Consider the following 23,348-nt stretch of genomic DNA (forward strand, 5'->3'; position numbering starts at 1 on the left):
ATCGTGAACGTTCCGTAGCCTTATATCCCGAGGAGCGAAAGGGGAGCCCATGTGCGACGAGCGAGGACGTTTTCGAGGGCCGGCGGAGCCCTACGACCGGCCCCACGGGACGGATCGATGAGCGGGCCCCTTCCCGCGCCGACGGTCGTCGTCGGCGTCGGCGACTCGGTGCGCTCGCCGGAGCTCCGGGACGCGCTCCTCGAGGGGCGGGCCACGGAGATTCGATCCCTCGAGCCGGCGGCGGCGGTCGATGCCGCCCGCGATCCAGAGGTGGGGTGTCTGCTGGCCGACCGGCTTCCGGAAACGACCGGCACCGACCTCTGTCGGGAGGTCCGCGCCCGCGACGCCGCGTTCCCGGTCGTCTTCTACGCCGACGACTCCGAGGGAGTCCCCCGGAAACTCCTCAACGCGGGCGCGGACGGCTACTACACCCCCGCCGATCCCCTCGAAACCGTGCGCCACGCCGTGGACGATTGCCTCGAGACGTACGGACGGCGACTGGAGGCCCGCGTCGAACGCGCCGCGCTCACGGCGCTGCTCGAGGGCCCGGAGCCGAACGTCTACGTCAAGGACGGGGAGGGGAGATACCTCCGTGCCACCCCCACCCCCAGGATCGTCGATCCCGAGGACGCGGTCGGGCTGACCGACGTCGACCTCTACGGGGAGACGAACCCCGAGATCGCACGCCGGACCACGGCGGACGACCGCCGGGTCGTCGAGACCGGAGCGTCGATCCGGGGCCAGGACGAACGCTACGACCACGACTCGACCGACCACACCGTCCGGACGACGAAGATCCCCTGGAGCGACGGCGGGCGGGAGGGACTCGTCGGCGTCTCCGTCGACGTCACGGACCTCAAACGAAGCGAGCGGGAACTCGAGGAACTCCGCGAGCGCTTCGAGTCGTTCGCCGGGAACGTCCGCCACGACCTGCGCAACCCCCTACAGGTCGCCGCCGGCCACCTCGAACTCGCCGAGGAGACCGGCGACGACGACCACCTCGCCCGGGCGCGGGCGGCCCTCGATCGGATCGGGGAGATGCTCGAGGACCTCGAGACGGTCGCGAACGGCTCGACCGGCGGTTCCGACGGCGGGGCCGGGTCGCTCGCCGACGTCGTCGAGGACGTCTGGAGCGTCTACCCCGGGGAGGCGACCCTGGAGAACCAGCTCCCCGCGGCGACGAGCATGCCCGTCGACGAGGAGACGATCCGGCCGGTCCTCGAGAACCTGTTGACGAACGCCGTGGAACACGGTTCCACGAGCCACTGCTCGCAGATTCGCGATGACGCCGTGGAACACGGTTCCACGAGCAATCGCTCGCAGGCTCGCGATGACGCCGTCGCCAACAGTGGCGAGGACGTGACCGTCCGGATCGGAGCCCTCGACGACGGGTTCTACGTCGAGGATACGGGCCGGGGAATCCCCGAGTCCGAGCGCGAAACCGTCCTCGAGCCGGGGTACACCACCGACCCGGAGGGGACCGGCGTGGGGCTCGGCCTCGTCTCCGGGATCTGTGACGCCCAGGGATGGGGACTGGAGATCGGCGAGAGCGCCGAGGGCGGCGCCCGCTTTTCGTTTCGGAACTGTCCGCTCGTGTCGGCACCGACCGCCGACGAGCGCACGGACGTCGGGCGCGGCGACCGCCGCGAGCTCGATTCCGACGCCGAGATCGGCGACCTCGAGGCCGGCGGGACCGTCGCGTTCGACCCGGGCGCAAACCGGTGGACGGTCGCCGCCGACGGCGACGACGTCCGGGACGACCTGAACGACCTCCAGTTCGTCTACGCGACCGCCGACGGCGACGTCACCGTCCGGGCCCGGCTCGTCGCCCTCGAGGGCGTCGATCCGTGTAGCAAGGCGGGCGTGATGATCCGGAGCGGGCGCGATGGGGCCTCGACATACGGCTACGTCGGCGATACCCCGGAGTTCGGCACGGAGCTACTGTGGCGGACCCGCCCGGGCGAGGCGGGCGTCAGCCACCAGCTCGAGGGGATCGGAGCCGAATGGCTCCGGGCCGACCTCCTCGGCGAGCGCCTGACCTGTTTCGTCTCTCCCGACGGCAACCGGTGGACCCCGGTCGACCAGCGCCCGATCGAGCGAACCGGGCCGGTCCACGCCGGGATCGTCGTCTGTAGCGCCGTCCCCGGTCGTCGCTGCGAGGCGGTCTTCGAGGACGCCACGGTCGCCTCCCTCGAGCGAACGGCCGACGAGTAGACGGGGGATCGGCCCGCTCTCGATTCTGGCAGCCAAACCCGTCACCTGCGTTCCGCAGCCTTATACCCGCGAGGGCCGAATCCGCCGGCATGAACGTCGTACCGGACACGAGCGTGGTCATCGACGGCCGCGTCTCGGCCGCGATCGAGGGCGAAGAGGACGTGGAGGTGACGTTCGAGGGAGCGACGGTCTCGGTGCCGGAGGCGGTCGTCGCCGAACTCGAGGCCCAGGCCAACGACGGCCTCGAGAGCGGCTGGGACGGCCTCTCGGAGCTCCAGACGCTGGCCGACCTCGCCGAGGGCGGACGGATCGACCTGGAGTACGTCGGCGACCGCCCCGACGCGATCGAGCGGGGCCACGCCGCCGAGGGCGAGATCGACGCGCTGATCCGCGACCTCGCCGAGGAGCTCAAGGCCACCTTCGTCACGAGTGACATCGTCCAGGCCGAAGTGGCAGAAGCGAAGGGCCTGGAGGTCGCCTACATCTCGCCGAAGTCCCGCGAGGTCGGCACCCTTGCCCTCGAGGAGTTCTTCGACGACGAGACGATGAGCGTCCACCTGAAGACCGATACCCGCCCGATGGCAAAGCGGGGCGCACTCGGCGAGATGCGCTACGAGGCCATCGCCGACGACCCGCTCTCCGAGGAGGAGATGGACGAGTACGCCCGCGAGGTCGTCGACGGCGCCAAGGAGGCAAGCGGCGGCTTCGTCGAGCTCTCGGAACCCGGCATGAAGATCGTCCAGTTCCGGGACTACCGGATCGCGATCGCCAGACCGCCCTTTTCCGACGGCATCGAGATCACCGCGGTCAAGCCGATCGCACAGACCGACATCGAGGACTACGAACACGCAGAGGAACTCAAGGACAGACTCGGCGAGCACCAGCGGGGCGTGCTCATCTCGGGGGCGCCCGGCGCGGGCAAGTCTACGTTCGCCCAGGCGGTCGCCAGGTACCTGAACGACGAGGAGTACGCGGTCAAGACGATGGAGAAGCCCCGCGACCTCCAGGTCGGCCCGGAGATCACCCAGTACACCGAGTTGGGCGGCGAGATGGCGAAGACGGCCGACGCCCTGTTGATGGTCCGGCCCGACTACACCATCTACGACGAGGTCCGCAAGACCGACGACTTCGAGGTCTTCGCGGACATGCGCCTCGCCGGGGTAGGGATGATCGGCGTCGTCCACGCCACCCGGGCGATCGACGCCCTCCAGCGCCTCGTGGGACGGGTCGAACTGGGGATGATCCCCCAGGTCGTCGACACGGTCGTCTACATCGAGGCCGGCGAGGTCGCGAAGGTGTACGACGTCACGACCGAGGTGAAGGTGCCCGCGGGGCTCACCGAGGAGGACTTAGCCCGGCCGGTGATCCTCGTCTCGGAGTTCGAAAGCGGCGAACCCGAGTACGAGATCTACACCTTCAACCGCCAGGTTGTCACCGTCCCCCTCGACGACGAGGACGGCGGCCCCGGCACGGAGTCGGGCGTCGATCGCCTCGCGAAAGGCGAGATCGAACGCGAGATCCGCTCGGTCGCCAGAGGCTACGTCGACGTCCAGCTCTCGGGCCAGGACCGAGCGGTCGTCTACGTCGACGACGACGACATCTCGACGGTGATCGGGAAAGGCGGCGGCCGGATCACCGACATCGAGAACAGGCTGGGGATCGACATCGACGTCCGGACCCACGACGAGAACCCCCACTCCGGCGGGGCTGCTTCGGACGGCTCGAGCGGATCGGGCGCCGCCGGCGGCGGGAGCGCCGGCCAGCCCGAGGGCCGGATCACCACCCCCGAGATCACCTCCAGACACGTCGTCGTCCCCGTCGAGGGCAACCAGGGTGAGACCGTCGAGATCCGTGCCGGCGGCGACTACCTGTTTACCGCGACGGTGAGCCGCGGGGGAGAGATCCAGGTGTCGCGGGGGAGTGCGATCGCCGAGGAGTTAGAGGACGCGATCGACCGCCAGGAGCCGATCACGGTCGTGCCGTCGTAACCGGTCGACCCTGAAATCCCTTAGTGTGTGTCGTCCTCCCGGTAGAGTTCCGTATTGCGCCACCAGAACAGACCCCAGGCGAGGAGAAAGCCCGCGAGCATCGCGATCACGTCGGTCGCGAGCCGCGGGATCCCGACGTCGATCAGCGCGGCGATGGCGAAGCCGGCGCCGAGCAGGGCCCCCAGAAGGGTAAAGACGGCGTCGCCGACGATCTTCGGCCGCGAGTTGGTCCAGTAGGCCTGGCGCTCGTCGTCGTGCCAGAGCCCGACGTAGATGAGCACGGGCGCCATCAGCGCGATCGTGGTGACGACGTCGTAGGACTGGGGGAGGCCGATCGGCCGGAACAGCGCGACGTTCGCGAGCGACGCCGTGATCGCGGCGGCAAAGAGCGCGGCGAGCAGCCAGCCCCAGCGGGGCAGGGTGTCCTTGTCCATACACGAACTCCCCGAGCGCCGGAAAATAACTGTGGTGCTACTGGCCGCCCGCACAGCAGGCGTCCTCGCGCTTCTCGTCGGCGCCGTAGCCGTCGGCCGCGACCGGCTCGTCGATCCGATAGAGGCTCTGTCGGGCGTCCGCGAAGTAGATGTCCTCGTCGACGATCCCGATCCCCTCGAGGCGTTCGAGAGCGTAGCGGACCGTTCGCGCCGACAGCATCGATTCCTCGACGATCTGTTTCTGGGTCAGGGGCCCGTCGTACTCGAGCACCTTGAAAACGAGTTTGGCGCTCGGCGGCAGGTCCGTCATGTCCTCCCCGTCGGTGTCGGCCATCGTTGCGAATCGAAACGTCCCAGCAGTATAAAAGTTGAGTCTACCTGGGTCGGGGATCAGAGCTGTTCCCAGGCGTCGTCGTCGTCGGGATCGGGCAGCGAGTCGTCGTCGGAAGCCGGGTCGGTCCCGCCCGGAACGGACGCGGAGCCGTCGCCCTCGAGGGCCGGGCTCCCGCCGTCGATTTCCGGGGGCCTCGCGGTCCGCCCTCCGGCGTCGTCGGGCATCGGCGGGCGCTCCCCGCTTTGCAGGTCGAAGTCGGGCCAGGCGGTCTCCTCCCAGAGGCCCCGTTCGCTGTAGTAGTAGACGACGTCGTCGCTGACGACCGCGAACAGCTCCCGGTCGCGGTCGTGGACCACCCGCTCGTTGGTGTCGATCGCAACGTCGACGACGTCCTCCAAGGTGTCCAGTGCGACGTGGTGGTCGCCGATCCACATCGGGATCGTCCCGTGGGAGATCCACTCGGCGTGTCGGCGCTCGTGGAGCCGGCGCCGGGCGACGTCGGGGTCGACCGTTCCTCGCCGGGCGACGATGGCCGCGACGCCGAACGCCGCGAGCGCGAGCAGGCCGAATCCCGCGACGAGCGTGCTCCGGGGCTCGGTGGTCTCCGCTCCGGCCGCCCGGTCGTGGCTCACCGACTCCGACATCGATTCCTCGAACCAGTAGGCCTCCTCGTCCATCGCGAGGGGCGTGGAGAGTTCGTAGCCGCCGTCGAGGTCGCCCGAGTACCGGACGTCGACGACGACCGAGAGCGCGACCGTCCCGACGTCGCCGAGGTCCGCTTCGATCGCCTCGCGGCGGTCGGCGACCGACTCGACGTCGATCTCGGCGCTCGAGGTCGCGACGCCGCCCTCGGCGGTCACCGTCTCGTTCAGCACCTCCTCACCGTCCTCCCAGAAGACGGTCTCGTCGCGGACCGCCTCGTAGCGGATCGAAACGACGTGATCGACCGTCACCTCGCTGTCCTCGGGAACGGTCGTCCGGGGTTCGACGGCGACGACGGGGGTGTCGTTGCGGGTGTAGAGGGGGTTGTCCCGGAGTTCCGTTCCCGACTCCCAGAGGCCGTCCCGGACGACCTCGGCGCTCGTGGCGACCTCGGTCTCGACGCGATCCTCGGCGACCCCGGCGGGCGCGGTCGTCGTCTGTGGGTTCGCGGCCGCCCAGCCGGTCGCGAGGACGGCGAGAACGCCGACGGCGACCGCGGCGATCGCGATCGCTCGCCCGTGTCTGGCGACCAGGAGATCGATCCGCGGGTTGTCGATCACGTGTCCTCCCTCCCGAATCGGGGGAGTCGGTCCCCCGAACCAGTATACTCAATTACAGACATTCACGAGATATAATACTAGTGTTTCGCCGACGGCGCTTCAGCGCCACTTCCGGAGTTTGCGCTCGAGGCGGCGCCTGGCGGGGACGTTCCCGCCGGGCCGGCGAAATCGGAGGTCACCCGATCCCAGGAGCGCGACCATCGTCACGACGACGACGGCGACGACGACGGCGTCGACGGCGGCGATCGCGACGAGCGGGTGGACGCCGTGGAGCGCGGCGAGGACCGACGGCGGGAGGACGAGCAGGTAGCGGTACTCGCCGACGTGGCGGACGTACTCGCCTTCCTCCTCGGGCGCGGTCAGCGTGACCGTCGTCTCGGCCTCCCCCCGGGCGCCGACGGTCAGGCGGTCGGGCTCGGAGGCGATCCCGGGGCTCTGCGGTTCGACGATGGCGACGGTCGGAACGAAGCCCGCGTTGTCGACGGTCCGGGCCAGCTCGCCGGACTCGCCCGGTGCGAGCACCTGGGGATCGTCGGTCGGCTCGGTCGTGCTCACGACCTCGTACTCGTAGACCCCCGCGGGGACGACCATCGCGACCGTCGCGACGGCGACGAAAACGACGAGGACGGCTGCGATCGCGACCCGGACCGCGAGCACGTTCTCCCGGGCCGTCGAACGGCCGACGTCCCGGCCGGAACCAAAGAGGGCGCCGAGGCCGACTAGAACGACCCCGAAACCGACCAGCACCGCCCCGCCGCCCTCGCCGTCGGGCGTCGTCGTGAAGCCGAGCGTCGAGGCGACGGCGGCGTATCCGGTCTCGAGGACCGACCCGATCCCCATGACCGCGGTCCCGAGGTGGGGGATCGTCACAACGGTATCCCCGACCTGGAGGGCGCTCGCGACGATCTGTCCCTCAGTAACGGGCGGCTCCCCGCCGTCCTGATCGGTGAAGGGGTTGGCGTCGCCCTGGGTGACGTACCCTCCCTCGGCCTCGCCGACGATCCGGTGGGTCGTTAGCCCGCCGTCGTGGAGTTCGGTCGCCTCGAAGGTGACGACGTCTCCGGGTTCGGGCTCGCCCGTCACCGCCGCCGGGATCGCGACGAAGCCGTCGCCGGCGTCGATCGTCGGCTCCATGCTCCCCGTCGTGACGTATCCAAGGAGTATCGGCTGGCCCAGCACCTGCCCGACGACCAGCGAGAGGAGAACGATCGCGAAAACGATCGTGAGCAGTTTTCCGAGGAGGCTTCCGCCGCTCATCGCCGCCCCCGGTGCTCCCCGTCCGGCACTCTCCGCCCGGCGATCGGCCGCGACGATTCGTCTCCTCTCAGTCCGTCCATCCGTCTGCTCCGGCGATGGCTACCGTGTCAGGTCGGATGAACGTTTCGGCCGCTATCACGGGAGCACGGGCCAGAGATCCTGGCGACGGCGGACGAGCCCGGCGACCGAGAGGAGCCCGACGGCGATCGGAATGGCGACCAGCGCGGTCAACCGATCCGTGAAGATCCGGCTGCCGACGGCGTAGGTCGGTGCCGCGGACTCGCCCTCGACGTAGACCGTGAACGTCCCGCCCTCGGGGTCGGCGTCGGCCGTCTCGACGACCACCCCCACCGGGACGGTCTCGCCGGCCTCGAGCCGGAGGGGTTCCTCCGGTGCGATGGCTTGCCCATCCCGATGGAAGGCGACGCCCTCGACGTCGGTCTCGAGGCGGATCGCTCCCGCTTCCCGGGCGGTGATCGTGAAGACGCCGTCGAACCGCGAGGTCGCGTCCCTGTTCACACTAGCGAGTTCGACGACGAGTTCGTCCCCTGAGAGTCCGGCGTGGTCGGAGGTGGGCTCGAGCGCGACGGCTCTCGACCGACCCTCGTCGGGCGCTCCCGAAACGATCGCTCCCGTCGGCACCGCCAGACCGAGCACGATGAAGGTGGTGCCCGTCACGACGGCGAGCAGGGCCAGGAAACGAGTGTTTCGGGACATTGGATGTGTTATCCGATCGATCTCGCGGTCGGTTCACCGACGAAGGAAGTCGGTGACGGGAGGCTCAGTTGCTCTGGGCCTGGGCGTTGAACGTGATGTCCTGGTCGCTCGGCTCGGAGTTGTCGACCAGATCGATCTCGATGTCGAAGTTCGCGCTGTTTCCGCCGGACGGTATATCCACGCCGTTCGCGAGATCCGTTCCGTTCGCATCCGTAAACGTGATCGCGGCCGGGACGTTCGAGGCCGAGAGCGACACGTCGTCGCTCCCGTTGTTGGTGACGGTCAGCGCGCCCTCGAAGGTCGTCACTGCGTCCTGGTTGATGTCCTGGAACGTGAGGGCGACTACCCCGTCACCAGTGTCGTCGATCCCGTTGTAGCTGTCGTCGACGTCGAACTGGAGGAGTGCGCTCCCGTCGCCCGCCGTGGTGACGCTCACCGATCGATCCGCTTCCACCTGGCTGAACGCGCCCGACGCGAGGGCGCCGCCGCCGGCAACGACCGTCATACCGATTCCCGCGAGCACGTTCCGTCTGTTCATCCTCATGGTGTATCCCCTCCTTGGGACCCACTCCCCTTTGTATTGAGTCGCCAGAACGTCGTCTGGCCGGGCCAGAGCCGTTTCAAGCCGGCCTTTCTCCGACAACTGTTGTCGAAACGGTGCCGGAACGGTCGCTAGACTTATACCTCTCCCGTCTGATTTTCACGAAAAGGGAGGAGTCGATGGCGCTGACAGAAGGGAAGGAGAAGGGTGAAAACGAATCGGCCCCGGGCCCGGAGTCCGAGACGGACGACCGGCCGACCCGCGGCGAGATCTTCGACCTGCTCAGCAACCACCGCCGGCGGTACGCGATCCACTACTGCAAACAGCAGGACGACCCCGTGGAACTCGGCGACCTCGCCGAGCACGTCGCGGCCTGGGAACTCGACAAGGAGGTCGCGGAACTCACTTCCGCCGAGCGAAAGCGGGTCTACACCTCCCTCCAGCAGACCCACCTGCCGACCCTCGAACGCGCGAACATGGTCGAGTTCGACGACCGGACGATCGCACTCACCGACTCCGCCGCCGACCTCGACGTCTATCTCGACATCGTTCCCGGCGACTCGATCCCCTGGGGCGTCTACTACCTCGGACTCTCGGCGGTCGCGGGCGCCGTGATCGCCGGCCTCTGGCTCGAGGTCGTCCCCACCGAGACCGTTCCGACCCTCGGCTGGGCGACGCTGCTCGTCGCGCTCTTCGGGATATCGGCGGCCGTCCACACCGTCGAGAACCGCCGGAGCCGGCTCGGAGCCGGCGATCGGCCGCCGTAGTCCGACGTTCGAACGGGAAAACCGAGCGACTACGGCCAGTCGATCGTCTCGTTCGAGCCCGATTCGATCGTGACCGTCCCCGAGTCGACCGTGACCCCGCTGGGTCGTTCGACGGCGACGGTCACCTCGTAGGTCGAGCCGACGGTGCCGTCCCTCGTGTGGGTCACGGTATCGCTCGACCCCTCGCCGTAGATCGTCTCGTCGGCCCAGTGTCCGCCCGGATCGGCGTCGGTGTCGAACTCGACGCGGACCGACCCGAACCGGTCGGGATCGGCGACGGCGGTCTGGTACTCGACTGCCAGCGTCGTCCCGTGCTGGGGGCTGCTGTCGTCCTCGACGGCGAACCACTCGAGCTCGGGGTCGTCCGCGCCGCCGATCCCGTCGTCGTCGTCGTCGCTCTCCTCGCCGGCGACCCGTTCGGTGCTTCGGGTGAGCACTACCCCGTTCGAGTCGTAGACCCGGAACGTGAACGTGTAGGTGTGGCCCTCGGCGCCGCCGTCGTGGCCGCTCGAGGGATAGGAGAGCACGCCCTCGGGGCTCTCGCGGACGAACGACTCGCCCGCGATCCAGCCGACGCTCGCGTTCTCGACGTCCAGTTCGAGGCGGTCGAAGTCGGCCACCGATTCGACGTCGTACTCGATGGTGAACGCGGCGTTGGTGTTCTTCGTCTCGTCGATAATCTTCCGCTTGAGGGTCGGCCCGCCGGGCTCCTCGCCCGCCTCGACGTCCGCCCGCCGTTCCATCGTGGCGTGAAAGGAGTCGTCGCCGGTCGCCTCGATATCGAACGGGAGCGCCTTCTCACCGGTATCGATGCCCCGGGCGACTGAAACTGAAAACGTGTGCTCGTCGTCGGGCCCGATCGTCGCCGCCGGCTCTCCGACCTCGCCGTCCTCGGGGTCGGCAAGCGTCACCGTGACCGAGAGCTCCCGGCCCGCGTTGTTCGTGATCGTCGCCAGTTCCTGGTCGTCCTCCCCGGCGACGACGGACGCGACCGCGACCCCGACCAACGCCTCGTCGTCGCCGGCAGAGTCGATGCTCGCCTCCCGGGTCGCAGTGCTCTGTGAGAACGCGCCCGAGCGGGCCACGAGTCCGGCCCCACCGACGGCGACCACTCCGCCGCCGAGAAGGGCCCGGCGGGAAAGGGCTCCCCCGCCCCCGCGCGACCGCGACCGGGATCTCCGCACCATTGTACGACTAATTGAACCTTCACGGCCATAAAGGGGACGGTCGCGTTCCGTCGGCGCGGGAGGGCTCGCCAGCGAACCCGAACGGCTTTTGAACGCCCGGGTCGGACTCACGGACATGGCGACCGAATCGCTCAGCGACCGACGCGAGCACGTCCGCTCGATCGGCGTGACGTCGTTCGCGGCTCTGCTCGGCATCGGGGCGGCGATCGCCTCCTCGATCATCACGGGCGACGCCGCGCCGGCGACGGCCGCGACCGACACCCGGGCGCTCCTGATCGTCGTCGGGACGATCGTCCTCCAGTTCCCGCTGATCCAGGCGCTCGGAATCTACGGCGACGACGAGTTCGGGGTCAAACACTACCTCTTCATCACCCTGATGACCTTCTCGCTGTGGTTCATCACGTGGGGAATCCTGCTCACGACGGAGTACACGGGCTGATGGCCGACGACAGCATCGCCGTCGTCGATCTCGACCGGTGTCAGCCCGACCGGTGTAACTACGAGTGCAAGAACTTCTGTCCGCCGAATCGAACGGGCAAGGAGTGTATCACCCTCCGGGGCGAGGAGACGGCGGAGGGCCAACCCGACCAGATCCGGATCAGCGAGGAGATCTGTCTGGGCGAGACCTGCGGGATCTGCGTCGAGAAGTGTCCCTTCGACGCCATCGAGATCCTCAATCTCCCCCAGGAACTCGACGACCAGCCGGCCCACCGCTACGGCGAGAACGCCTTCGCGCTCTACGGGCTTCCCGTCCCCGAGGAGGGGAAGGTGACGGGCATTCTGGGACCCAACGGCATCGGGAAGACGACCGCCGTCCGGATCCTGGCGGGCGAACTCGAGCCCAACCTGGGCGAACACGAAGAGCCGCCGGGCTGGGACGCGGTTCTGGATGCCTATCGAGGGACCGAACTGCAGGACTACATCGAGTCGATCCGCGACGGCGAGATCACCGTCGCACGCAAACCGCAGTACGTCGATCAGATCCCCGAGCAGTTCGAGGGCAACACCCGCGAGTTGCTCGAAAGGGCGGACGAACGCGGCGTCTTGGAGGAACTCGCCTCCCGGCTCTCGATCGAACCCGTACTCGACCAGGCGATCGATGACCTCTCGGGCGGCGAACTCCAGCGGGTCGCGCTCGCCGCGACCCTGGCGCGGGACACCGACTTCTACTTCTTAGACGAGATCACCCCCTACCTCGACATCGGCCAGCGGGTGATCGCCGCACGGCTGATCCGGGAACTCGCCGCCGAGGAGGACAAGTCGATGCTGGTCGTCGAACACGACCTCGCGATCCTCGACCTGCTCGCGGACACCCTCCACGTCGCCTACGGCGAACCCGGCGCCTACGGCGTGATCACCTCGCCGAAATCCGTCCGCAATGGAATCAACGAGTACCTCGGGGGCTACCTCGACAACGAGAACATGCGGATCCGCCCCGAGGCGATCGGGTTCGAGGAACACGCCCCCCGGACCGTCGAACGCGGCGACACTCTGGTCTCCTACCCCGATATCTCGAAGTCCTACGGCGACGGCGAGTTCTCCCTTACCGTCGAGGGCGGCGAGATCCACGAGAACGAGGTCCTGGGGATCGTCGGCCCGAACGGGATCGGGAAGTCCACGTTCGCCCGGTTGCTGACGGGAGAGCTGGAACCCGACGAGGGAGACGCCGACCTCGATCTGGACATCTCCTACAAACCCCAGTACGTCACGATCGACCAGCGGATGCGGGTGGACGCCTTTCTCTCCTCGATCACCGACCAGTTCGGCTCCTCGTACTGGAACACCGAGATCGCCCAACCGCTCCAGCTCGAGCGCATCATGGAGCAGAACCTCTCGGATCTCTCGGGCGGCGAGCGCCAGCGGGTCGCGATCGCGGCCTGCCTCTCGGAGTCGGCCGACCTCTACCTGCTCGACGAGCCCTCCGCCCACTTGGACGTCGAACAGCGGGTCCAGGCGACCCGCGCGATCCGGCGGTACGCAGAACAACAGGACGCGACCGTGCTGGTCATCGACCACGACATCTACATGATCGACCTGCTCGCAGATCGGCTGATGGTCTTCGAGGGCGAACCCGCCGTAGAGGGTCACGCGGGCACTCCCCAGGCGATGCGTTCGGGGATGAACGACTTCCTCGCGAACCTGGAGGTGACTTTCCGCCGGGACGAGCGGACGTCCCGACCCCGGATCAACAAGCCCGGCTCGCAACTCGACAGCCAGCAGAAACGCGAGGGCGAGTACTACTACGCGCCCTGACCGGACGGGAATCGCGCCACGCGATAGCAACGTTTAGGGCGGTGGTATGTGGATCCAGGGCATGACGAGGATCGCCTTCATCGGCGCCGGCAGCATCACCTTCACGCGGACACTCATCCGCGACCTCCTCTCGTTTCCCGCGCTCCAGGACGCGACGCTTGCCCTGATGGACATCGACGACGACCGGCTGGCCGAAAGCGAGGCGATGGCCCGCCGGCTGGTCGAGGCGAACGACCTGCCGGCGACGGTCGAGGCGACGACCGATCGGCGCGAGGCGCTCGCGGACGCCAACTACGTAATCTGTGCGATCCACGTCGGCGGCGAGGAGCCGTTTCGCAGCGAGATCGAGATCCCCAAGGAGTACGGCGTCTACCAGGCCGTCGGCGACACCCTGGGTCCGGGCGGGGTCTTTCGAGCACTTCGGACGATCCCGACGATGCTCGACATCGCCCGGGACATGGAGGAGTTGTGCCCCAACGCCCCCCTGCTCCAGCATACGAACCCGATGGCGATGGTCTGCTGGGCGGTCGCGGCGGAAACCGAAATCGACGTCTACGGCATCTGTCACAGCGTCCAGGGCACGGCCCACGACCTCGCGAGCTACGTCGGGGTTCCGTCTGACGAGATCGAGTACTGGGTCGCCGGCATCAACCACATGGCGTGGTTTCTCGAACTCGAACACGACGGCAGAGATCTCTATCCGGATCTCGAGGCGGTCCTCGCCAAGCGGGGCGAGGCGTACGCCGACGACGTCGTCCGCTTCGAGACGATGGATCACTTCGGCTCGTTCATCACGGAGTCGAGCCAGCACCTCTCGGAGTATCTCCCCTATTTCCGGCAAAGCGAGGAGGAGATCGACGACCTCATCGAACGGAGCAGCTACCGGGCGGACCCCGAGGAGTACGAGTACTCGCCGGTCTGCTGGCTGCCGACGGGCGAGTACTTAGAACAGTGGAGTTCGATCGACCCGGGCGAGGCGTTCGACCCCGAGGCGATGGACACCCAACTCGACCGCAGCGACGAGTACGCCGCCCGGATCGTCCATTCCTTGGAGACCGGCTCGGTCCGCCGGATGAACCTGAACGTTCCGAACACGGCCGGCTCGCGGGCGGGTGCGCTGATCTCGAACCTCCCCAACGACGCGCTGGTCGAGGTGCCCTCTCTCGTGGACGGGACCGGCGTCCACCCGTGTTCGGTCGGCGACCTCCCCGCCCAGCTCGCGGCTCTCAACCGGACGAACGTCAACGTCCAGGCCCTGGGAGTTCAGGCGGCCACGGAGGGCGACGAGGCAGCACTCCGTCGGGCCATCAAGCTTGACCCGCTGACGAGCGCGGTCTGTACCTTGGAGGAGGCGGACGCGATGGTAGACGATCTGCTGGCGGCAAACGGGGAGTATCTGCCGGCGCTGTCGTAGTCGGATCGGACCGTGTTCGGGCGGCCGCTCCGGTCGTCGGGCCGGGACGACGAGCGGGTCGTCCTCGATTCCGGTAGGGATGGCGGCCCCGAAGGCGGCGGACACGCGATCGACACCCTCTTTTTGCCCCCCTGTGAGGTACGGCCATGCCAACCGAGATCGCCGTCATTTCCGGCGACGGGATCGGCCGGGAAGTGACCCCCGCCGCAGTGTCCGTCCTCGAGGCGACCGGCCCCGACTTCGAGTTCGTGGACGGGAAGGCGGGCGACCGCATCGCGGAGGAGACGGGCGAGGCCCTTCCCTCCGAGACCTACGACCTCGCGGCCGAGGCGGACGCGACGCTGTTCGGAGCCGCGGGCGAGACCGCCGCCGACGTCATCCTCCCGCTCCGGGAGGCCGTCGGCTCGTTCGTCAACGTCCGGCCGGCCCGCGCGTACCCGGGGGTCGATTCCGTCCGCCCCGAGACCGACCTCGTCTTCCTCAGAGAGAACACCGAGGGCGTCTATTCGGGCCACGAGAGCCGACTCTCCGGCGATCTCTCGACGCTGACCAGGGTCGTCACGACCTCGGCCTCCGAGCGCCTCGCCGAGTTCGCCTGCGAGTACGTCGACGAGGGAGAGTACGAGGGGTTTCACGTCGCCCACAAGGCGAACGTGATGCGCGAGACCGACGGCCGCTTCCGGGACGCCGTCATCGGGGTCGCCGACGACCGAGGGGTCGACTGCGAGGAGGTGCTGATGGACGCCTTCGCGACCCGAGTCTGTCTCGAGCCCGACGAGTTCGACGTCGTCGTCTGCCCTAACCTCGCAGGCGACGTGCTCTCGGATCTGGCGGCGGGGCTGGTCGGCGGTCTCGGAATGCTCCCCTCCGCAAACGTCGGCCCCGACCGGGCGCTGTTCGAGCCCGTCCACGGCTCGGCACCCGACATCGCCGGCGAGGGCGTCGCCAACCCTGCCGCGGCGATCTTCTCGGCGGCGATGCTCTTAGAATACCTCGGCCACGACGAGGAGGGAGGCGCAGTCCGGGAGGCGATGGAAACGGTCCTCTCGGAGGGACCGCGAACGCCCGACCTCGGCGGGGACGCCTCGACCGACGACGTGACGGAGGCCGTCGTCTCCCGGCTGGACTGACGCGGTCGGAAGCTCCGGATCGTCAGACCGTATCGAGGTCCCCGCGGTCCGCGCCCGCGAGCGAGACCAGGCCATCGGCCTCGATCGGGTGGCACTTTCCGGGAATCACGAGCAGATGAAGGGGGTCGCCGAACTCGCGGTCGGCGAGCTCGGCGAGGGGTGCGGCGACGACCAGGGGATCGGGGCTGCCCGCGCGGGCGACGGCGACGCCGACGACCTCGGGGTACGCCGCCGCGAGCAGGGAAGCGGCGACATCGGCCGTCATGTATTCGGCGAGTTCCTCGGCGCCATCGCCGTCCCCGCCAGTGACGTTCGGCGACCGACGCGCCTCCTCGCCGACCTTGATGTCGAGGTAGACGACCGTGTGCAGCCCTCGCTCGCGGTTGTCCGCTATCGGGGCGGTGACGCTCTCGGGCAGGCCGTCGGCGCCGTGGGCGTAGGGAAAGGGGAGAGTGGTCGCCCGGCCGAAGCGGTAGTTCTGGAGGCCCGTGAGCGCGCTCGCAGCGGTCTGTGCCGTGACGCCGTGGATCACTCGCGTGTCGATCCCGCGGTCGTGAGCCCGCAGACGGAGGTCGACGTGGGTCGTCGAGATCATCGTGTCGCCCGCGGTGAGGAAGGCGACCTCCCCTCCATCGGCGGCCGCGAGGATCGGTTCGGGGTCGCGCTCGACGCCCTCGCGGCCGCGGACCTCGATGGGCGTGCCGTGGTGAGCCTCGAGATCCGCCATGGAGGCGCCGACGAGGTGGCTGGTGTAGCGTTCGGCGAACGCCCGGTCGGCGTCCCTGAGCGCCTCCCGGCCCTCGACGGTGATCGAACGCTCGTCGTAGAGTCCGAGGCCGATGAAGGTGAGCATGCCCCCGATTGCGCCCGGAGGGCCATATACCGCCCGGGACCGTTCGGGACCGCCGGGGACGAAGCGTTTTTGCGAGCGCCCGCGGGAGAACGACCATGTCGCAATCCACGCGCGCCCACCACGTCGGCATCACCGTCTCGGACCTCGATCGCTGTCTCGGCTTCTACCGGGACGTCCTCGGCCTCCCCGTGCTCGATCGCTTTACCGTCTCGGGAGAGGCCTTCGCGACCGCAGTCGGCATCGAGGGCGCGACCGGGCGCTTCGTCCACCTCGACGCCGACGGCGCCCGGGTCGAACTCGTCTCCTACGACCCCGCCGGCGAGGAGCGCTCTCGCGAGCGCGTCGATCAGCCCGGCGCGAGCCACCTCGGCCTCGCCGTCGAGGACGTCGCGGCCTTCTATGCCGACCTGCCCGACGACGTCGAGACGGTGAGCGAGCCACGGACGACCGAGACCGGGTCGACCATCCTCTTCGTCCGGGATCCCGAGGGGAACCTCGTCGAACTGATCGAGGCCTGATGCGTCAGCGTTAGGGTCGGCGATCCGGTACTCGAGATATGGACTCGGGGGCCCCGAACGGAGACGGAGACGAAAACGACGCCACCGGCGGCGAGGCGGAGACGCCCGTCGCCTGCGTCCGGGTCCCCCGCGCCGAGGGCGAGGCGACCCGTCGTGAGCTCGCCGAGGCGGAGCTGATCGCCGAGAGCTACGAGATCGCCGGTGAGGACGGCCACCTCTACATCCCCGTCACCGACCCCGCTGCTGTCCCCGAGGGCCTCGAGCTCGCCACCCACGCGGTCGGGGAGCGCGAGCGCCAGACGACCCCCGCGGACCTGCTCGGCTCCGAGCCCTCCTACGAACGCATCGGCGACGTCGTCCTGATCGACGAGGACGACCCCGAGCGGGCCCGCGCGATCGCTCGCGCGGTCGTCGAGTCGGATCTCCCCGTCGAAACCGTCCTGAACAAGGCCTCGAAGGTGAAAGGCGAGAAGCGGGTCCGGGAGTGGGAACTGCTGGCCGGGGAGGGAACCGAGACGGTCCACCGCGAGTACGGCTGCGAGTACCTCCTCGACCTCGCTGCGGTCTACTTCTCGCCGCGGCTGGCGACCGAGCGCCATCGTGTTACGGAGCAAATACGGGAGGGCGAGCGGGTCTTCGACATGTTCGCCGGCGTCGGCCCGTTCGTGATCCCGGCCGCAAAGCGGGGGGCGACGGCCGTGGGCTGTGACGTCAACGGGCGCGCGATCGAGTACCTCCGGGAGAACGCCCGGCGAAACGGGGTCGCCGATCGGGTGACGGCGATCGAAGGCGACGTCCGCGAGGCCGCCGACGACTACGGGAACTGGGCCGACCGGATCGTGATGAACCTCCCCCACAGCGCCGACGAGTTCCTCGAGACCGCGATCGCGCTGGCGGGCGACGACTGCGTGATCCACTACTACGACATCCAGCACGAGGAGGACCCGTTCGGCCCCGGCGAGCGGGCGATCCGAGCGGCCGCGGGCGGGGAGTACGAGGTCACCGTCGAAACCCGGCACACGGTCCGGTCGTACGCGCCCCACGAGGAGAACATCTGTCTCGACGTCCGCCTCGAGCGGTGATCGCCGCGTAGCAGGGGGGATTCGCAATCCTTATGCCCAGCGTCGGGCGTATGTTCGGATGCGCCGGTGTAGCTCAGACTGGCAGAGCGAATCCTTCGTAAGGATTAGGCCGAGGGTTCAAATCCCTCCACCGGCTTGCGACCTCAGGTTCGAACAGCCTCGATCCGGAAGCGGTGAGGCGACGAAAGCCCGTATCGGTTTTTCTTACCCCACACGATTATCGTCTCGAAATCGACTGAACGGCCGCTAGCGCCGAAACTCACCCTATCTAACCATTGGTAATTGGGCAAAGCCATCTGCTATCGTGGTTATTAACTGGGAACGATCCGACCGTCGGCTCGAATGTTACCGTTTATTGAGAAACGCACGACCGAGATCGGTTCGAGGACGTCGGCCGTCCGGTCGGCTCCCGAGTCGTCGCGCCGGCGGTTTCTGGCCGGAACTGCCGGCGTTCTCGCCGGAGTGGGCGGAGCTGCGGGCACTGTGAGCGCATCGGAGTCGTGTTCGGTCTCGAGCTTTGCCTACACCATCCAGGCGAACACGCCGTACGAGACGACGGTTCACGTGATCGACGGGAGACGGGCCGGACCGACAGCCGTCGTGGTCGGCGGCATCCATGGCGACGAGGCCGCGGGGTACGAGGTCGGCGCCCGGATGCTCGACTGGGGACTCGAGCGGGGCCGACTGGTGGTGATCCCCGAGGCCGACGCGGACGCGATCCGGCGGGGAACCCGCCACGGGAGGGTCGGACACCTGAACCGGCAGTTCCCGACCGGGAGCGAGCCCCTCTCCGGTCTCGCCCGCGACGTCTGGGAGGTCGTCGAGATGCACGACCCGGGGGTCGTGATCGACATGCACAGCTCCCGGGGGATCTGGGGCGCCGAGACCGCGTTCGACGGCTACGGACAGGCGATCTTCTCGGCGCCGTCGACCGCCGCGCTCGAGCCGGCCGAGCGGACCGTCGCCGCGCTGAACGGGGGCGTTCGCGACGCGTATCCCGAGTCCTACGAGTTCACGGTCGGAGCGACGATCGACGGCTCGGAGCCGATGCTGGCCCACAAGGTCGTCGGCGAGCTCGACCGGCCCGGATACATCGTGGAGGTCACCGAGGACGACACCGACCTCCCGACGCGAATCGGATGGATGGAGTCGGCCGTGAGCGGGCTGTTGGGCGAGTGCGGCCTCGAGACGAACGGCGCCGGCCGGCGATAACACGCGGGGCGACGGCCGCTCTCTCGGGCCCCGTGGCCGTCTCCAATCCTCGACTCCTCGAGGCCGGCTCCGGGAGGGCGGCCGACCCGAGCGGCTCCGGCGGGTAGCCGTCGTCCCCGCCGGGCGTCGCCCGGACGCCGCCCGACGCCGGGACCCTCACTGGTTAGGTGGCGCGCTGATGCGGTGGAGGGGCGACGTTCGAGCACGAACAGTGAACGGATCGCACCCCGTCCCGTGTCGGGAGCGAAGTCGAGCCGTCCGGACGGCGAGGGCGGCGAGCTGATGGTCGGGCTCTGTTGGGCGTACGGCCACGACCGCCCGCCGGTGGCGCCGGTCGTCGACGGGCTCGGTTCCGGGGCGAGAGTCTCCGTCCGGGAACCGTTCGCGAGCGTCGCGGGCCGCGTGCGCCGTCGGGAGGACGATCCGGCGGCCGTTCCCGGTGGAGACACCACTCTCCACGTCGTCGGGCCGGTCTACAGCCGGGAACGGGGGGACGGCTACGAGCGCCGGCCACCCGGGACGTCGACCGGGGAGTTCTGTGCCGAGCAGTACGCCGCCGACGGGCTCGACGGGCTCGCGGGGCTGAACGGCGAGTTCGTCTGTCTGGTCGTCGACCGCGAGCGCCGTCGGCTCCACGTCGTCACCGACCGTCTGGGGAGCCGGCCCGTCTACTGCTACCGGGGGGAGGGCTGGCTGCTCTGTGCGACCGCGATCCAGCCCCTCGCCCGCCACCCGGCGGTCGAGACGGCGTTCGAGCCCGCACCCCTCGCCGAGTACCTCGCCACCGGCACCGTCCGGGGGATCAGGACGCCCCTCGAGGGAGTCGAGCGGCTTCCGCCGGCATCGGTGACGACGATCGGACCGGAGGGAGTCGAGAGCCGGCGCTACTGGGAGCCGACCTACCGGCCCGTCGACCGGCCGATCGGGGCGTTCGTCGACCGGTTCGTCGAGCGGTTCCGGGCGGCCCTCGCCGATCGGCTCCGACCCGGTCGCGATCACGGCCTGTTGCTCTCGGGAGGGAGCGACTCGCGGCTCCTGGCGGCACTGGGAGGGGTCGAGCGGGCCTACGGCTTCGACGACGGCTCGAGGGAGGTCGCCGTCGCGAGCCGGGTCGCAGCCCGGGCAGGCCTGCGGTTCGCGCGCCTTCCCGCCGGCAGCGACCGCTACCGGACGTTGCTGTCCGATATCGCCCCCCACGCGAACTTCGTCGGCTGGTTCAACGAGGGTCGAACCCTCGGCGTCGCCGACCGCCTCCGGGAGGAAGTCGATGCGCTCGTCTCGGGGCTGTACGCCGACGTGCTGTTCAAGGGGTGGGCGACGCCGACCCACCGCCCGTTTCCGGGGCTCTCGATCCCGGTACCGATCGAGCGCCGGATCGAGAGCCGGGAGGCGTACCTCGACTGGCAGACGCCACGGTCGGTCCCCTTCGCCGAGCCGGTCCTCTCGAGGACCCTCGCCGGGGAGGTCGTTCCGACCGGGGAGGGAGTCGAGGACCACGGCGTGGCGTACCCCTCGGCGAGCGCGCTCGCCCGGTTTGGCTTCTGGTTCCCGCTGACCAACGAGACGTCGTTCGACCGCTACGCCGACGAACAGGTCCTGCCGACGGTCTACCCGTTTCTGGACCGGCGGCTCGTCGACCTCTCGCTCGAGCTCCCGCGGTCCCACGGCCTCCGGTACGACGTCGTCGGGCGCGCGCTCTCCCGGCTCGCCCCCGACCTCGCCGCGATCCCCCACGACCGGACCGGGATCGCCGTCTCGCGCCCGCGGTGGCTCCACCGCCTCGGCGCGGTCGGCTCCGCGCTGCGATCGCCCGGGGAGGGGAACGCGGCCCGGCTGCGCGGCCAGGAGTGGGTCGGCCCGTATCTCCGGGCCAACGAGGCGACGATCCGGGCGCTCCCCGGGATCGACTACGGGCGCGTTCTCGAAACCCATCGCGAACACGCGGCCGGTGGCGCCCACACCGGGGCGCTGTGTGGGCTCCTCACGCTGCTCGAGATGCCGATGACCCGGACGGTTGCGGGGACCGGGCCCGATACGGAGACGACACCGAAGGGAGTGTGACGCTACCCCATGCACCGACTCGACCATCGTTATTCAAGTACCGACCCGCCCCTACGGGGCGTAGGGACAGTTCATGAACGCCTCCGACGTCACTCGCGGACCCGACGGTGGTGGGATCGAACGTCGCCGGCGCTCCGGAGGGGGTCGAGATGACGAGCGGTGACGAGGCGACACGCGAGGAGGAATCGATCGCGGAGCTGATCCATCCCCGGCTCCGGGACGCCGACGAGGCGTTCTTCCGAACCCTGGTCGAGAACACCTCCGAGGGGATCCTCACGATCGACGCCGAGAGCACGATCCTCTTTGCCAACCCGGCGATCGAGCGGATCCTCGGCTACGAGCCCGCCGAACTCGTCGGCAGCTCGAAGCTCGAGATCATCCCCGATCGCCTGAAGGCGGTCCACGAACGTCGCCTCCAGCAATACATCGAGACCGGCGAGCGAAACATCGACTGGGACGGCGTCGAGCTCCCCGCCCGCCACGAGGACGGCCACGAGGTCCCGGTCACGATTAGCCTCCGGGAACACGAGTTCCGGGGCGAACGGCTGTTCACCGGGATCTTCCGGGACGTCTCCCGGGAGAAAGCCCAGGAGGAACGCCTCGAGGCCCAGAACGAACGCTTGGAGCGGTTCGCGAGCGTCCTCAGCCACGACCTGCGGAACCCGTTGAACGTCGCCCAGGGATACACCGAACTCATCGCCGCCGAGAACGAGGACGGAGACGGGGACGAACGGGTCGAGGAACTCGCGGAGTCACTGGATCGGATGGAGGAGCTCATCGAGGACATGCTCGAGCTCGCCCAGCAGGAAGGCGGGCTGGGAACGACGCGGCGGCTCTCGGTCGAAGAGGTCGTCCGGGAGACCTGGGGCTGGGTCAGGACCGACGACGCGGATCTGACCGTCGAGGCGCCGGGATCGATCGACGCCGACCGGAGCCGGCTGGCCTCCCTGCTGGAGAACCTCTTTCGGAACGCCGTCGAACACGGTTCCCCGAGCCATCGCTCGCAGGCTCGCGATGACGCCGTAGAACACGGTTCTACGAGTAATCGTTCGCAGGCTCACGATAACGCCGTCGAACACGGCGGGAGCGACGTCACCGTCCGCGTGGGCGGCCTCGAGGACGGCGAGGGGTTCTACGTCGAGGACACCGGCCGGGGGATCCCCGAGGACGTCCGGACGGCGGTCTTCGAGCAGGGCTACACGACGAGCGCGGAGGGGACCGGGATCGGGCTCTCGATCGTCGAGGAGGTCGCCGACGCCCACGACTGGGCGGTCCGGGTCGGGGAGAGCGAGGAGGGAGGCGCCCGCTTCGAGTTCCGGGTCTGATCGGCAATCCATCGCCGATCCCCCGTTTCGAACCGGCGCCGTCCCGCCGAAGGGGGAACGTTTATTCCGTTCATGAACGATCCCGTGGATATGGGAACAGACGACGGTCAGGAGGTCGAACTCGAGGCACGGCTGGCCGACCAGGAGACGTTCGATCCCCCCGAGGCGTTCGTCGAGCAGGCCAACGTCTCCGATCCGGGGATCTACGACGAGTTCGAGGAGAACTGGCCGGAGTGTTGGGAGCGCGCGGCCGACCTGTTGTCGTGGGAGAGCGAGTACGACACGGTGCTTGACGACGGTGACGAACCGTTCTACGAGTGGTTCACGGGCGGCGAACTCAATGCATCGGCGAACTGCCTGGATCGCCACGTCGAGGAGGGCCGGGGGGACGAACTCGCGATCCAGTGGGAGGGCGAGTTGGGCGACACTCGCGAGTTCACCTACGAGGAGTTGTTGGGCGAGGTCGAGGAGTTCGCGGCCGTTCTCCGGGATCTCGACGTCGTAGAGGACGACGTGGTGACGCTGTACTTGCCGATGATCCCCGAACTCCCGATCGCCATGCTCGCGTGTGCGCGCATCGGTGCCCCTCATTCGGTGGTGTTTGCAGGCTTCTCCGCCGACGCCCTCGCGACCCGGATGAACGCCGCCGACAGCGACCATCTGGTCACGTGCGACGGCTACTACCGTCGGGGCGACGCCCTCGATCACAAGGAGAAAGCCGACGAGGGCCTCGAGAGCGTCACAGGCGACACGACGACCGTCGTCGTCGATCGGCTCGGAGACGAACTCGAGCACTCGC

At 68.8% G+C, this 23,348-nt stretch carries 21 protein-coding genes and 1 tRNA gene; 14 read left to right on the forward strand and 8 right to left on the reverse strand.

Going from position 1 to position 23,348, the window contains the following annotated elements; genetic code table 11:
• Window positions 1-117: 117 nt before the first annotated feature.
• Together DVH23_RS10930 and DVH23_RS10935 are read left to right on the forward strand one after the other, a co-directional pair.
• Entirely contained in the window at window positions 118-2,214 is a 2,097-nt protein-coding gene (locus DVH23_RS10930; protein ID WP_114577459.1) for an ATP-binding protein, read from the forward strand.
• Window positions 2,215-2,303: 89 nt separating this feature from the next.
• Complete coding sequence (locus DVH23_RS10935) at window positions 2,304-4,202, forward strand: PINc/VapC family ATPase (protein ID WP_114577460.1); 1,899 nt, start codon at window positions 2,304-2,306, stop codon at window positions 4,200-4,202.
• Window positions 4,203-4,222: 20 nt separating this feature from the next.
• Here DVH23_RS10935 and DVH23_RS10940 read toward each other — a convergent pair whose 3' ends face one another.
• The 6 genes from DVH23_RS10940 to DVH23_RS10965 all read right to left on the reverse strand — a co-directional run bounded on the left by DVH23_RS10940 (window position 4,223) and on the right by DVH23_RS10965 (window position 8,744).
• Window positions 4,223-4,636, reverse strand: a complete 414-nt coding sequence (locus DVH23_RS10940) for a hypothetical protein (protein WP_114577461.1) — start codon at window positions 4,634-4,636, stop codon at window positions 4,223-4,225.
• A gap of 37 nt (window positions 4,637-4,673) precedes the next feature.
• Window positions 4,674-4,970, reverse strand: coding sequence for a helix-turn-helix domain-containing protein (locus DVH23_RS10945; RefSeq protein WP_114577462.1), 297 nt, complete (start codon window positions 4,968-4,970; stop codon window positions 4,674-4,676).
• Window positions 4,971-5,026: 56 nt separating this feature from the next.
• Window positions 5,027-6,232: a DUF5305 domain-containing protein gene (locus DVH23_RS10950; protein ID WP_114577463.1), complete on the reverse strand. Its 1,206-nt coding sequence runs from the start codon at window positions 6,230-6,232 to the stop codon at window positions 5,027-5,029.
• 99 nt (window positions 6,233-6,331) lie between these two features.
• A complete protein-coding gene (locus DVH23_RS10955; RefSeq protein WP_114577464.1) occupies window positions 6,332-7,489 on the reverse strand; it encodes a S26 family signal peptidase in 1,158 nt (385 codons plus the stop codon).
• Window positions 7,490-7,624: 135 nt separating this feature from the next.
• Window positions 7,625-8,206: a hypothetical protein gene (locus DVH23_RS10960; RefSeq protein ID WP_114577465.1), complete on the reverse strand. Its 582-nt coding sequence runs from the start codon at window positions 8,204-8,206 to the stop codon at window positions 7,625-7,627.
• 64 nt (window positions 8,207-8,270) lie between these two features.
• On the reverse strand, window positions 8,271-8,744 hold the full coding sequence (locus DVH23_RS10965; RefSeq protein WP_157972389.1) for a hypothetical protein: 474 nt from the start codon (window positions 8,742-8,744) through the stop codon (window positions 8,271-8,273).
• 182 nt (window positions 8,745-8,926) lie between these two features.
• Here DVH23_RS10965 and DVH23_RS10970 point away from each other — a divergent pair, with 182 nt between their 5' ends.
• Window positions 8,927-9,514 (forward strand): hypothetical protein, encoded by a 588-nt coding sequence (locus DVH23_RS10970; protein WP_224827060.1) that lies wholly within the window; start codon window positions 8,927-8,929, stop codon window positions 9,512-9,514.
• Between the two features lie 29 nt (window positions 9,515-9,543).
• Here DVH23_RS10970 and DVH23_RS10975 read toward each other — a convergent pair whose 3' ends face one another.
• Window positions 9,544-10,701: a hypothetical protein gene (locus DVH23_RS10975; RefSeq protein WP_157972390.1), complete on the reverse strand. Its 1,158-nt coding sequence runs from the start codon at window positions 10,699-10,701 to the stop codon at window positions 9,544-9,546.
• Between the two features lie 115 nt (window positions 10,702-10,816).
• On the opposite strand from DVH23_RS10975, the gene DVH23_RS10980 reads away from it, so the two are divergent.
• The 4 genes from DVH23_RS10980 to DVH23_RS10995 all read left to right on the forward strand — a co-directional run bounded on the left by DVH23_RS10980 (window position 10,817) and on the right by DVH23_RS10995 (window position 15,498).
• A complete protein-coding gene (locus tag DVH23_RS10980) occupies window positions 10,817-11,140 on the forward strand; it encodes a hypothetical protein (protein ID WP_114577468.1) in 324 nt (107 codons plus the stop codon).
• Window positions 11,140-12,954, forward strand: a complete 1,815-nt coding sequence (locus DVH23_RS10985) for a ribosome biogenesis/translation initiation ATPase RLI (protein WP_114577469.1) — start codon at window positions 11,140-11,142, stop codon at window positions 12,952-12,954. The genes DVH23_RS10980 and DVH23_RS10985 overlap by 1 nt, the downstream gene beginning before the upstream one ends.
• Window positions 12,955-13,015: 61 nt before the next feature.
• A complete protein-coding gene (locus tag DVH23_RS10990) occupies window positions 13,016-14,368 on the forward strand; it encodes an alpha-glucosidase/alpha-galactosidase (RefSeq protein WP_114577491.1) in 1,353 nt (450 codons plus the stop codon).
• 146 nt (window positions 14,369-14,514) lie between these two features.
• Complete coding sequence (locus DVH23_RS10995) at window positions 14,515-15,498, forward strand: isocitrate/isopropylmalate dehydrogenase family protein (protein WP_114577470.1); 984 nt, start codon at window positions 14,515-14,517, stop codon at window positions 15,496-15,498.
• 22 nt (window positions 15,499-15,520) lie between these two features.
• Here DVH23_RS10995 and dph5 read toward each other — a convergent pair whose 3' ends face one another.
• Window positions 15,521-16,351, reverse strand: a complete 831-nt coding sequence (dph5, locus tag DVH23_RS11000; RefSeq protein ID WP_114577471.1) for a diphthine synthase — start codon at window positions 16,349-16,351, stop codon at window positions 15,521-15,523.
• A gap of 95 nt (window positions 16,352-16,446) precedes the next feature.
• Between dph5 and DVH23_RS11005 the strand changes: the two genes are divergently transcribed.
• The 7 genes from DVH23_RS11005 to DVH23_RS11035 all read left to right on the forward strand — a co-directional run.
• Window positions 16,447-16,869 carry a VOC family protein gene (locus tag DVH23_RS11005; RefSeq protein ID WP_114577472.1) on the forward strand — a complete coding sequence of 141 codons (423 nt, stop codon included), beginning with the start codon at window positions 16,447-16,449 and terminating at the stop codon, window positions 16,867-16,869.
• A gap of 38 nt (window positions 16,870-16,907) precedes the next feature.
• Complete coding sequence (locus DVH23_RS11010; RefSeq protein WP_114577473.1) at window positions 16,908-17,951, forward strand: class I SAM-dependent methyltransferase family protein; 1,044 nt, start codon at window positions 16,908-16,910, stop codon at window positions 17,949-17,951.
• A gap of 62 nt (window positions 17,952-18,013) precedes the next feature.
• Window positions 18,014-18,087: transfer RNA gene (locus DVH23_RS11015), tRNA-Thr, on the forward strand.
• Window positions 18,088-18,434: 347 nt separating this feature from the next.
• On the forward strand, window positions 18,435-19,163 hold the full coding sequence (locus tag DVH23_RS11020) for a succinylglutamate desuccinylase/aspartoacylase family protein (protein ID WP_157972391.1): 729 nt from the start codon (window positions 18,435-18,437) through the stop codon (window positions 19,161-19,163).
• Between the two features lie 234 nt (window positions 19,164-19,397).
• Entirely contained in the window at window positions 19,398-21,224 is a 1,827-nt protein-coding gene (locus tag DVH23_RS11025; protein ID WP_232833747.1) for an asparagine synthase-related protein, read from the forward strand.
• A 110-nt stretch (window positions 21,225-21,334) separates the two neighbouring features.
• Window positions 21,335-22,549: a nitrogen regulation protein NR(II) gene (locus DVH23_RS11030; RefSeq protein ID WP_232833748.1), complete on the forward strand. Its 1,215-nt coding sequence runs from the start codon at window positions 21,335-21,337 to the stop codon at window positions 22,547-22,549.
• 90 nt (window positions 22,550-22,639) lie between these two features.
• The coding region (locus DVH23_RS11035) for an AMP-binding protein (RefSeq protein WP_157972392.1) at window positions 22,640-23,348 on the forward strand (709 nt) is incomplete at its 3' end.

Origin of the sequence: Saliphagus sp. LR7, from assembly GCF_003344565.1 — an archaeon.
Classification (GTDB): Archaea; Halobacteriota; Halobacteria; order Halobacteriales; family Natrialbaceae; genus Saliphagus; species Saliphagus infecundisoli.